This window comes from Streptomyces sp. NPDC085931 (assembly GCF_044540565.1).
GTDB lineage: Bacteria > Actinomycetota > Actinomycetes > Streptomycetales > Streptomycetaceae > Streptomyces.
This window is the reverse complement of the sequence record NZ_JBITSK010000002.1, coordinates 384880-396469: the sequence shown is the minus strand read 5'-3', so window position 1 is coordinate 396469 and position 11590 is coordinate 384880. Positions and strand designations below refer to the sequence as shown.

Genomic DNA, 11590 nt, shown 5'->3' with positions numbered 1-11590 from the left:
TCAGCCGTGGAAGACCTCCGCGAGGACCGTCCGGTGGACCTCGTCGCCGCCCTCGCCCGCGCCCGCTCCCCGGAGCCGCCCGGCCCCGACACACCCGCCGGGAGAGCGGTCCGGAGCTGGCCCGGGCCGCCGTGCCCCCTTCCGCAGGCGGGCCCGGCCGGCCTCGACCTGGGGACCCTGCTGCGTCTCTCGCTGGCCGCCGCGGACGACAGCGGACGCCTCAGGCCCGTACCCTCCGCCGGTGCGCTGCACCCGGTGGACACCCGGCTGGTCGTCGGCGCGGGCTGCTCCCTGCCACCGGGCCGCTACGGCTACGACCCGGTGCGCCACCGCGTCCACCGCCTCGGCCCGCAGCCCCGGGACACGCCGCCGGGTGTGACGGCCGAACTCTTCGTCACCGCGCGGCGCACCGCCTCCCACTACGGCCACCGGGCGTGGCCGCTGCTGCTGCTGGACACCGGGCACGCCGCCGCCGCCCTGTTCCTCGCGGCCCGCGCGCTGGGCACGGACGAGCCCGAGGCCCGGCTGGACGGTGGCACCGGGAGCCCTCTGGCCACCGTGCGCGTCCCGCCGCCCGGCGGGCGGGGCCCGGCGCACCCGGACGCTGCCACCCGCGCCGCGAACCCGCCGCCGGAGGTGGCTGCACCCACCCCCGCCGACCTGCTGGCGCGCCGCAGCGCCCCACCGCCGCTGCCGGGCACCCCGCCCCCGGACGCCCTGCGGGCGGTCCTCACCGCCGCCGCACGGGCGGGCTCCGGCGACCTGCGCTGGTGCGTCGCGGTGGGCCCGCCGCAACCCGCCCTGCTGGCCCTGTCCGCCGACGGCACCGCCCTGAGGCGGCTCGCGACCGGCGAGGCCCGTCCGACGCTCGCCGTCTGGGCGGCGGGCCAGGCGTGGCTCGCGGACGCCGGCGCCGTCCTGCTCGCCCACGGCTGCCCCGCGGACGCCGACGCCCCGCACATACGCCGCGCCCACCTGCGGGCCGGCTTCGCCGTCCACCTGGCCCAGGTCACCGCCCTGCGCCACGGGCTGGCGGCCCGGCCCGTCGGCTCCTGGCAGCAGGCGGACCTCGGCGCCGCCCTGGGAGCCGCCCCGGACCGGGACTTCGTCGTCCACGGCCTGGCCCTCGGCACCCCTCACGCCGACGAGGAGAACCCCACGTGATCGTCCACCCCGAGCTGCGCCGCGCCGCCGGACGCGCCCGGCGCCCCCTGCTCGCGGCCACCCTCCTGCAGGGCGCCGTCACCCTGACCCACCTCGCCCAGGCCGCACTGCTGGCCCTCGCGCTCGCCGACCTGGCCCGCGGGAACACCGGCCGGCTCCCGTGGCTGCTGGCCGCGGCGCTCACCGTCGTCGCCGCCCGCGCGGGACTCTCCCTGGGGCAGCGGCGCACCGCCACCCGTGCCGGGGCCGCGGTCAGAGTGGCCCTGCGTGACGAACTCCTCGCCCACCTGGGCAGGTTGGGCCCCGCCCGGATCACCAGCGCCCGGGCCGGAGCCGTCCGCACCACGCTCGTCGACGGCGTGGAGGGCGTCGACGCCTACGTCTCCCGCTACCTGCCGCAGCTCCTGATCACCCTCACGGTGCCGCCGGTGGTGCTGGCCGCCCTGACCCTGGTCGAACCGTGGGCCCTCCTCGGCCTGGTCCCCGCCCTGGTGCTGGCCCTCGCCGGGCCGCGCGCCTGGGACCGGCTGCTGGCCGCCCGCGGCAAGGAGCACTGGGACACCTACGAAGGGCTCGGCGCCGACTACCTGGAAGCGCTCCAGGGCATGCCCGCCCTCCGTGCCGCCGGCGCGGTCGCGCGCACCCGGGCCCGCCTGGAGGAGCGGTCCGCCGCGCTGCACCGGGCGACCGTCGCCAAACTGCGGGTGTCCCTGGTCGACACCGCCATCACCGACCTGGCCATCCAGGGCGGCACCGTCGCCGCCGCGCTCCTGGCGTGCTGGTCGTCCGTCACCGGATCCACCACGGCGACCGGCACCTACCTGGTGCTGCTGGTGGCCTCCGAGTGCTTCCGTCCGGTCCGCGACCTGGCCCGCGAATGGCACGCCGGCTACCTGGGCGTGTCGGCCGCGGACGGACTCGCCGCCCTGCGCACCGCGGAGCCGGCCGTCCCGGACACCGGCAGGACCCCCGCCCGCTGGACCACCCCGCCCGAAGTGCGTTTCGACGACGTCCGCTTCGCCTACGACGGCACACCGGCGCCCGTCCTCGACGGTGTCTCCTTCACCGCGCAGGCGGGACGGACGACGGCGATCGTCGGCCCCTCCGGCGCGGGCAAGTCCACGCTGCTGGCCCTGCTGCTGCGCCACCACGACCCGCAGCGGGGCCGCATCACGCTCGACGGGCGCCCCACCACCGCGTACGCACTCGACTCGCTGCGGCAGGGCATCGCCGTCGTCTCGCAGGAGACCTACCTGTTCCACGCCACCATCGCCGACAACCTGCGCCTGGCCCGGCCCGGCGCCGGTGACGAGGACCTGATCCGGGCGGCCCGCGTCGCCGGCATCCACGACGAGATAGCGGCCCTCCCCGACGGTTACGCCACCGTCCTCGGAGAACGCGGCGCCACCCTCTCGGGCGGCCAGCGGCAGCGTCTCGCCCTCGCGCGGGCCCTGCTGGCCAACGCGCCGGTGCTGGTCCTCGACGAGGCCACCAGCGCCGTCGACGAGCGCCGCGAAGCGGACATCGTCCGGGAACTGACGAACGCCGCGCGCGGCCGGACCGTCCTGGTGGTCGCCCACCGGCTGGCCGCCGTCCGGCACGCCGACCGCATCGTCGTGCTCGACGAGGGACGGGTGGACGCCGTCGGCACGCACGCCGACCTGGCCGAGGCCGGGGGCGTGTACACGCGGCTCGTCCACGCCGGCCGCGCCCACCGAGGAGAACTCGCCGCATGAGCACCACCGCAGCCACCACGACCGCCACCGCCGGCGTACCCGCGCGAGGCGCCCTGCGCGCCCTCCTGCCCGCTCTCGCGGCCCACCGCGCCATGACGGCCCGCACCTGCGTCGCCGCCCTCCTCGAACAGGGCTCGCTCGTCGCGCTGCTGACCCTGGCCGCGCACACCGTGGGCACCGCGGTCATCGAAGGGCGGGCCCCCTCGGCCACCGCCGTCACGGCGCTCGTCGCCCTGGTCCTCGTCCGCGCCCTGACGACCTGGCGGGAGATGGACCTCTCGCACGACCTGGCCTACCGTGTCCTGGCCGTGCTGCGGGTGCGCGTCTTCGACGGGCTCGCCCGCAGCGCGCCCGCCCGGGTGGCGGGCCGGCGCAGCGGCGACCTCGCCGCCACCGCCATGGCCGACGTGGAGGCACTGGAGTTCTTCTACGCCCACACCACCGCCCAGCTCCTGGCCTCGGGAACCGTCCTCGCCGGCGGCTCGCTGGTCCTCGCCGTGGCCGAACCGTGGCTGCTGGCGGCCGTACTGCCCGTCGCGGCCCTGCTCGCCGCGGCACCCTTCGCCGACGCCCGCACCCGCGCGGCACACGGCGGCCGCACCCGTACGGCCACGGCGCGGCTGTCGGCGGACACGGTGGAGACCGTCGACGGACTGCGCGAACTGCTCGCCTTCGGCCGGCTCGCGGAACGCCGCCGCGTGCTGGCGGAGCGGGGGCGGCAGGTGGGCGACGCGCAGCGCGCCGAGGCCACGTGGGAGGCGGTGGCCGCCGCGGTCCGCGACCTCCTCATCGTGGCCGCCGTCCTGGGCGTGGTCGCCGCGGCGGCGCAGTCCGTGACGTCCGGACGGCTGCACGGGGCATGGGCCCCGGCGGCGATGACCCTGGCCCTGTCCGTCCTCGGCCCGGTCGCGGAGTCCGCCCGTGCCCTGAGCCAGGCCGTGACACTGCGCGCCGCGGCCGCCCGCGTCGGCGCGGCCGTGCGGGCCCCCGCCCTCGCCCCGCCGCCCTCCGCGCCCCGCCCCCTGCCGCCGGGCCCGCTGGGCGTCCGGCTGCGGGGGGTGCGGTTCGACTACGGCGGACGGCCCGTGCTGGACGGGGTCGACCTGGCCGTCCCGCCGGGGCGGACCCTCGCCCTGGTCGGTGCCTCGGGCGCCGGCAAGTCGACCTGCGCCCACCTGCTGGCCAGGTTCTGGGACCCCTCCCGGGGAACGGTCGAGCTGGTGTCCGGCGACGGCGAGGCCGTGGACGTCCGTGACGTGAGCGACCCCGAACTGCGCCGGGCCGTCGTCCTCGTCGGACAGGACACGCCCCTCTTCCACGGCACCCTCGCCGAGAACCTGCGGCTCGCCGCCCCCGAGGCGGACGACGACGAGCTCGCCGCGGTGGCGCGCCGGTGCGGTGTGGACCGGATCGCCGCCATGGACACGCTGGTCGGGGAGCGCGGTGCCACCCTGTCGGGAGGGCAGCGGGCCCGGATCGCGCTCGCCCGCGCGCTGCTGGTCCGCCCGCGGGTCCTCGTCCTCGACGAGTCCACCGCCCACCTGGACAACACCGGTGACGCCGAACTGTCCGCCGCGCTGCGGGAGGAGGGCCGTACGACGATCGTCATCGCCCACCGGCCGGCCACGATCCGCCGTGCCGACCGCATCGCCGTCCTCGACGAGGGCCGCATCACCGAAGAGGGAGACTGGGAGACCCTCACGAGCGACCCCGCCAGTGCCCTCAACCGCGTCCTGGCCAGGCCCTCCTGAACCCCGGACAGGGTGGCTGCGGACCGCCGCGTCCCTCCGGAGAGTCGTACGTGCGTTTGATGCGGCGAATAGCGGTCATCCGCATGCCAGGCCTGCCTCCCGGTGGGGCAGCGCCGACAGGTTCATGCGGAGAGACGACGCAGGCGACGAAGGGTGAACGCGATGACCGTCGCGACGCAGCAGGGTGGCGGGGGCGGTTCCAGCGGCCTCTACGACGTTCTTGAACTCATCCTCGACCGCGGGCTGGTGATCGACGCGTTCGTGCGCGTCTCCCTCGTCGGTATCGAGATCCTCAAGATCGACATACGGATCGTGGTGGCCAGCGTGGACACCTACCTGCGCTTCGCCGAGGCGTGCAACCGCCTCGACCTGGAGGCCGGGCCGCGCAAGCCGGCCGGGCTGACGGAACTCGCGGGCAAGGTCACCGAGTCCGGTGCCCGGGGCAAGACCAAGGGCGCGCTGTCCGGCGCGGCGGAGACGATCGCCGAGGCCTTCCAGCAGGCCCGTGACGAGGGCCGGGAACGACAGGGCACACGGCGCCGCACCTAGGCCGTGTCCGTAAAGTCCCGCCTGCCCCGCGACGCCTGGCACGCACTCTCGCCGCACCGAGCGAAGCCCGAAGTACGTCCAGTACGCGGGACTCCGCCCGGCGCGCCGAGAGCACGCACCAGACGCCGCAGGGCCCGCCCTCCGGGCGGACGACGGGACTTTACGGACACGACCCAGGGCCTGTCGTGTGGATCACGTCGGGGAGCTGAACAGCACCGTCACATTCCTGCGACCTGATCCAAACGAACAGGCCTCCGGCCCCGGTCGAGGGGGGCCGGAGGCCTGGGGCTCAGCGCTTCGTACGGGCCGCGGACGCCCCGTCGGGTGTGCCGGTGATGGTGAACTGCGATCCCGGCTCGATCAGTACGCTCCCTTCCGCCGAATCGGTGATCGTCACGTTCGTCAGGGTGGCGCTGCCCCGGGCCCCGCTCATCGCGAGGATGCCGGAGCCGTTGTTGGAGCCGTCGATCCGGACATCGGTGATCTTCACACCCGGCATCGCGCCGCCACCCGTCTTGAACTGGATGCCGTCGTACGTCGAGTCGAGGATCTCGGTGTCACGGATGGTGACGCCGGGGATGTCCTGCCCCTGTGCGAAGAGGGTGATGGCACCGAACTCCTGGGCCTCGTTCCAGAACGCGCCGCCCGTGCGGTGCAGGGCGTTGCCGGAGATGAGGGTCTGCCCGGAGAACGGCAGCGGGTCGTGGTCGGTGGCGAGCATGATGCCGGGGTAGTTCATCGTGTCGGCGACGACGTTGTTCTCGATGGTGTTGCCGTAGCCGCCGTACACCGCGATGCCGTTGGCCCGCCACGGCAGATGGACCGTGTTGTTGCGGAAGTGGTTGTCGTGGCCGATGTCCACCGAGGTGTCCTTGACGTACTTGCTCGACCAGACGGCGAGGGCGTCGTCCCCGGTGTTGCGGAAGGACGAGTTGTACACGGTGGAGTTGCGGGTGCCGTTGGCGAAGTTGATGCCGTCGGCGTAGGTGTTGCGGATGCGGACGCCGGAGAACTCGAGGCCGTCGCCGGGGCCCCACAGCTCGGGGATGTTGGAGTAGTCGCGGCCGGCCCACACGCCGACGTTGGCGTGCTCGATCCACACGTTGGTGATCTTCGTGCCCTTGCCGAAGCGGCCGTTGAGGCCCACTCCTCCCTCGGCGTTGCCGTCGCCGCCGCGGATGGTGCCCGAGCCGAAGATCGCGATGTCGGAGATCTGGGTGTTGTGGTCGATGTCGAAGCCGAAGTTGCCCTCGTGGGGGTGGTTGATCCCGCCGGCCTGGTGCGGCGGGGTGAGCGTGTACAGCTGGGAGTGCCACATGCCGGCGCCCCGGATGGTCACGTCCCGGATACCGACCTGGTTGTACTGGCCGCGGTTCAGCGGGTCGTCGGTGAGGATCTTCTGTTCCTGGCGCCACTGTCCGGCGGGGATCCACACGCAGGAGATCTGGCCGTTCTGGTCGGCGGTGACCGCCCGCTGGAGGGCGTCGGTGTCGTCGAGTCCGTCGTTCGGGACGGCCCCGTACTCGGTGATCGACGTGCAGTTCGAGGGTTTGTCGGCCGGGGGCGCGACCTGCTCCAGGTCCACCAGGTCGATGATGTGGAACGCGGCGGTGTCGCCGGCGTCCCGCTGCAGGCGGAACGTGGTGCCGGCCGGGTAGGTCCGCGTCAGCAGGGCGTGCGACTCGTCGAAGAGCCGCCGGGCGTCGCCGCCGGGGGTGTTGGTGAGCCCTTCCGGGTCGTCGGTTCTCCCGTACAGCCAGCTGTGCTTCGACGACAGCGTGAGCTTCCGCACGAAGGTGCCGTCGGCGTACAGGCTGATGGTGGCGTCCTGGCCGCCGCCGCGTGCCGCGTCCGGGACCGAGTTGCGCACCACGAGGGAGTTGGCGGGCGCGGTCGAGGTGAACTCGACGAACTGTCCGGTCGCGTCGAGCCGGACGGACTCGCGGCCGGAGGACTCGGTGGCGAAGTTGGTGTGCCCGAAGGTCCGTTTGGCGTCGGCGGTGAGCAGCGTGCCCTGGTAGCGGCCGTCCTCGGCCTCCAGCTCGGTGTACGGCACGGCGGCGCCCCGGCCGACCACCAGTGACTTGGTCAGCACGTTGTTGTTCTCGTTGGTCTCGGCGACGACTCCGGTCGCGTCGGCGGTCGCGGCGAGCGTGACCCCGCCGCTGGTCGCCTTCCACGTCCCGTCGACCCTCACGTCGACGGTCGCGCCGGCCGCCACCTGCCCGGTGGTGCCGTCGAGGGTGGTCGAGCCGGCCTGGAGCCGCGTGACGGAACCGGCCGCCGCGGCGCTCGTGCCGCGGTTGTGCACGGCCACGGTGAAGGTCACGGGCGAACCGGCGGCCGGATCGGCCGGGTTGCTGGTGATGCCGGTGACTTCGAGGTCGGGGCCCGGCGCCCGGCCGACCACCAGCCGGGTCGCGGCGGTGCGGCTGTTGTTGCTGTCGTCGAGTTCGGCGACCGTGCCGCGCGGGTCGACGGCGGCGGAGACGGAGTAGTCGCCGGCCGCGCGGGTGCCCGCCGCGACGGCCATGGTGGTGGACGCGCCCGGGTCGAGCGCGGGGACGTTCCCGCTGCCGGCGACGGCGCCCTCCAGGCTGGCCTCGACGATGGTGGCGGCCGAGCGGGCCGTGCCCGCGTTGCGCACGGTGGCGCGCACGGTCACCGTGTCCCGCTCGGACGGGGCGGAGGGCGTCCAGTCCAGGCCGGTGACGGTCAGATCCGGTGCGGGCGCGGCGGTTCCGACGACCTGGAACTCGGCGACCTGGCCGCCGGGAGCACCGGTGTTGGAGAAGAAGCGCAACCGTACGTCGGAGGCGCGGCCGCTCACCGGGATGGTCACCGAGTTGCTGTCACGGGACGGGCTGAAGGCGTAGTCGGCCCGGTCCTTCAGCGAGGTGAAGCCGCTCGCGGAGTGCTCGCGCCCCAGCACCTGGATGCCCTGGGTCCGCGGACCCCAGACCGGGTCCGGGTTGAGTCTGACCACCACCGCCTCGATGTCCGCGTCGGTGCCGAGCTTGACGGTGAGGTCGGCGGGGTGGCCGGCCGCCTCCCAGTAGGTGGACGTGGAGTCGTCGGTGGCGTTGGCGGCGACGAAGGTGTGGACCGACGAGGTGGCCTCGACCGGCTTGTTGCGGGCCAGGTTGGTGCCGGCGGGCGGCGGGGTGGTGCCGCCGTCGTCGCCGTGCACCTCCAGCTCGGCGAGCTGGGCGGCGTTCCAGCCGGTGTTGCCGGTGATGTGGACCCGGACGTGGCGCGTCTCGGCGGGGGAGGCGAGGTCGATCTGGACGGTGTTGGCCCGGGCGGGGTCGAACGTCCGGTCCGCGGAGGCCGAGAGCGTGCGGAAGCCGGTGCCGTCGGTGCTGCCCTGCACCGACAGCGTCTGCCTGCGGCTCTCCCAGGCGGCGGGCAGTTTGAGCACCACCCGGTCGACCGTGCGGGTCGCTCCGAGATCCACCTGGACCCACTGCGGGAACGAGCCGGCCGGCCCTTCCCAGTAGGAGGCCTGGACGCCGTCGGTGACGTTCACGGCGGTGTAACCGCCGTTCGAGCCGCCCGCCGTGGCCGGACGTCCCAGTGCGAGGTTGGCGTCGGCGGCGGCCGCCGTCCGCCCGGGGTCGGCGGGATCGGCGGCCTGGGCGGGTGACGAGAAGGCCAGGGGTATCAGCCCGGTGGTCATGAGCGCGGCTATGACGGCACCGGTCACTGACCGGCGGCCGAGGGGTCTCCATCTCATGAGGTCCTCAGTTCCGTGGGGTGCGGGAGCGCGACAGGCCGGGGAGCTGGTGCGGGGGAAGACGGGGCCCGCTGCGTATCGCGCAGGGCTTGTTCGCGATTTCAGCTGATCGGTCGACTTTTTGCGGAAACCTCGCCAACAGATTTCTAGCGGGCCTCTGCTTTGTCAACGGCCCCGGAACAAGCGGTAGTTCGCACGCAAGCCGCTTGCATGGCTTGCGGAGTTTTACGTCCTGACGGGCGGGCCCGGGCGACCGCGCCTGCCAGCGTGAACGCATCGGTGGAACAAGGGGAGTGTCCGAACGAGGGCGCGATCAGGGTGAGTCGGCGTTCCTCATCCGCAAGTCGATGACCGATCGACGCACATCACTCGGCACTCCTCGGGCCGCGCAGGACGACGTACACGAAGAGCGCGCCCATGAGGGCGACACCGGCCCACATCGACTGCTGCCAGCCGTCGACGAAGGCCTGCCGGGCGGCGTGCAGCAGGTTCGGGGCGTGCGTTCCGGTGCCCGGGGCCACCTCGACGGCGTTGGCGATGCCGTCGCGTGCGGTGGCGGCCGCTTCCGGCGGGACGCCGCCCAGCCGGTCGTCGATGGTGCGGCGGTACCCGGCCGACACCAGCGCGCCGAGCAGGGCCACCCCGAGTGCGGTGCCCAACTCCCGGGTGACGTCGTTGAGTGCGGAGGCGACGCCCTGCTCGTGACGGGGCAGGGAGGCGGTGATGGCCTCGGTGCTCGGGGTCATCGACAGACCCATGCCGAGACCGATGGCGAGCAGGCCGGGCAGCAGGGACGGGTATCCGCCGTCGACGGAGACGAACAGGGCCATGAGGGCCAGGCCGAGGGCGGCCAGGGCGACGCCCGTGGCCATCGTCGGGCGCGTGCCGATCCGGGGGGCGAGCACGGGCGCGAGGCCGGAGGCCGCCATCATCATGACGGCCATGGGCATCAGGGCGACCGTGGACAGCAGGCCGGACCAGCCCAGGACGGCCTGGAAGAAGGGGAAGAGGACCACGGCGACACCCGCCTGCACCCCGAAGACCACGAGCAGGGTGACCGATCCTCCGGCCAGGCCGCGCTCGCGGAACAGCCGCACATCCAGCAGGGCGCCGTCGCGCCGGTGCAGCTGCCAGGCGACGAACCCGGCGGAGGCGGACAGGCCCACGGCCAGGCCGGCCACCGTGGCGGGGGCGGTCCAGCCGCGTCCGGGCCCCTCCTGCAGGACGAAGACGAGGCCGGCCACGGCGACCGTCGACAGCAGCGCGCCGAGCGTGTCGAAGCGGTGGGACGGCTCCTGACGGGAGTCGGGGACCGACCTCAGTGTCATGGCCAGGGCCGCGATCACCAGCACCACCGGCAGGGCGAACAGCAGGCGCCAGTCGGCGACATCGACGAGGAGGGCGGAGAGGACCATGCCCAGGATGCCTCCGCCCCCGGCGACACCGGTCCACACGCCGATGGCCTTGCCGCGCCGGTCCTCGGGGAAGGTGGAGGTGATGACGGCCAGCGTGATCGGCATGATCAGGGCCGCGCCGACGCCGCCGGCCACGCGTGCGGCGAGCATGATCTCCGCCGTCGGGGCCAGTCCGGCGACGACGTTCGCGGAGCCGAAGACGCCGAGTCCGGCGACCAGCACGGGTTTGCGGCCCAGCCGGTCGCCGATCGCGCCCAGCGGCAGCAGGAGTGCGGCCAGGGCGAGCGTGTAGCTGTTGATGATCCACAGGATCGTGCCCTGCGAGGCGCCGAACTCGACGGCCATGTGGGTCTGCGCGACGTTCAGTCCGGACACCGAAGCGATGACGGCCATGAGGGCGAGCGAGACGGCGGTCAGGATCGCGCGCAGCCGACGCGCGTCCGGTGTGCCGTCGTCCCGCGGGTGGGCGGACGCCGCCGGGTCGGAGCGGTGGTACGTGGTCATCGTGTCCTCTCGGTCGAAGCAGGTGGGGCCGGACGTCGAGGCGCTGCGCCCCGGGACCCGCACGACGCTAAGCCCGTGTTGCGGACACGGCATAGACTCTTGCCCATGACGCAAGAAACCGAGGATCTGGACGGCCTCGTACGCAAACGCATCCGCGCGCTGCGGGTGGCGCAGGGCTGGTCGCTGGAGGAACTGGCCGGCCGCGCGAACCTCAGCCAGTCCTCGCTCAGCCGTATCGAGAACGGGCAGCGCCGCCTCGCCCTGGACCAGCTCGTCACGCTCGCCCGCGCCCTGGACACCTCACTCGACCAGCTTGTCGAGACCGCCGCCGACGACGTCGTCATCAGCCCCGCCGTCGACGCCGCCCACGGGCGCATGCGCTGGCCCGTGAAGGGCGACCCGGGCCTGAGCGTGGTGCGCCAGCGCCTGGTCGAACCGCCGCCGGAGAACCCGGCGCGCATGCGTGCCCACCCCGGGCGCGAATGGCTCGTCGTCCTGTCCGGCACGGCGATCCTGATGCTCGGCCACCGCCGCTTCCGCATCGAGACCCACCAGGCGGCCGAGTTCCCGACGATGATGCCGCACGCCATCGGCGCCGCCGGCGCGCCCTGCGAGATCCTCGGCATCTTCGACCGCGACGCCCGCCGCGGCCACCGGGACGAGGACGCGGACGACGGGACGAAACGGCGTCCCGCCTGACGAGGCGCGCGCAGGACGGCGCCGCCCGGCGCGGCA

At 74.2% G+C, this 11590-nt stretch carries 7 protein-coding genes; 5 read left to right on the top strand and 2 right to left on the bottom strand.

All coding sequences use genetic code 11. The features are described from left to right. The first annotated feature begins 6 nt into the window (after nucleotides 1-6). From ACIGAN_RS04640 to ACIGAN_RS04625, 4 genes are all read left to right on the top strand, one after another. Nucleotides 7-1164 (top strand): SagB/ThcOx family dehydrogenase, encoded by a 1158-nt coding sequence (locus ACIGAN_RS04640; protein ID WP_399854828.1) that lies wholly within the window; start codon nucleotides 7-9, stop codon nucleotides 1162-1164. After that, nucleotides 1161-2900, top strand: a complete 1740-nt coding sequence (locus tag ACIGAN_RS04635) for an ABC transporter ATP-binding protein/permease (protein ID WP_399854826.1) — start codon at nucleotides 1161-1163, stop codon at nucleotides 2898-2900. The genes ACIGAN_RS04640 and ACIGAN_RS04635 overlap by 4 nt, the downstream gene beginning before the upstream one ends. Next, on the top strand, nucleotides 2897-4651 hold the full coding sequence (locus tag ACIGAN_RS04630) for an ABC transporter ATP-binding protein (protein ID WP_399854824.1): 1755 nt from the start codon (nucleotides 2897-2899) through the stop codon (nucleotides 4649-4651). The genes ACIGAN_RS04635 and ACIGAN_RS04630 overlap by 4 nt, the downstream gene beginning before the upstream one ends. A 162-nt stretch (nucleotides 4652-4813) precedes the next feature. Continuing rightward, entirely contained in the window at nucleotides 4814-5200 is a 387-nt protein-coding gene (locus tag ACIGAN_RS04625) for a gas vesicle structural protein GvpA (RefSeq protein WP_365099142.1), read from the top strand. 289 nt (nucleotides 5201-5489) lie between these two features. Here ACIGAN_RS04625 and ACIGAN_RS04620 read toward each other — a convergent pair whose 3' ends face one another. Next, the gene (locus ACIGAN_RS04620; RefSeq protein ID WP_399854823.1) at nucleotides 5490-8936 is read right to left on the bottom strand and encodes a CARDB domain-containing protein; all 3447 of its coding nucleotides are present in this window, start codon (nucleotides 8934-8936) and stop codon (nucleotides 5490-5492) included. 365 nt (nucleotides 8937-9301) lie between these two features. Further along, complete coding sequence (locus tag ACIGAN_RS04615; protein WP_399854821.1) at nucleotides 9302-10855, bottom strand: MFS transporter; 1554 nt, start codon at nucleotides 10853-10855, stop codon at nucleotides 9302-9304. A gap of 105 nt (nucleotides 10856-10960) precedes the next feature. Between ACIGAN_RS04615 and ACIGAN_RS04610 the strand changes: the two genes are divergently transcribed. Next, entirely contained in the window at nucleotides 10961-11554 is a 594-nt protein-coding gene (locus ACIGAN_RS04610; protein ID WP_399854819.1) for a helix-turn-helix domain-containing protein, read from the top strand. Nucleotides 11555-11590: the final 36 nt, after the last annotated feature.

Excerpts from the sequence above, each read along its gene's own strand:
- ACIGAN_RS04630 (WP_399854824.1), top strand. The coding sequence starts at position 2,897 with ATGAGCACCACCGCAGCCACCACGACCGCCACCGCCGGCGTACCCGCG.
- ACIGAN_RS04625 (WP_365099142.1), top strand. The coding sequence starts at position 4,814 with ATGACCGTCGCGACGCAGCAGGGTGGCGGGGGCGGTTCCAGCGGCCTC.
- ACIGAN_RS04620 (WP_399854823.1), bottom strand. The coding sequence starts at position 8,936 with ATGAGATGGAGACCCCTCGGCCGCCGGTCAGTGACCGGTGCCGTCATA.
- ACIGAN_RS04615 (WP_399854821.1), bottom strand. The coding sequence starts at position 10,855 with ATGACCACGTACCACCGCTCCGACCCGGCGGCGTCCGCCCACCCGCGG.
- ACIGAN_RS04610 (WP_399854819.1), top strand. The coding sequence starts at position 10,961 with ATGACGCAAGAAACCGAGGATCTGGACGGCCTCGTACGCAAACGCATC.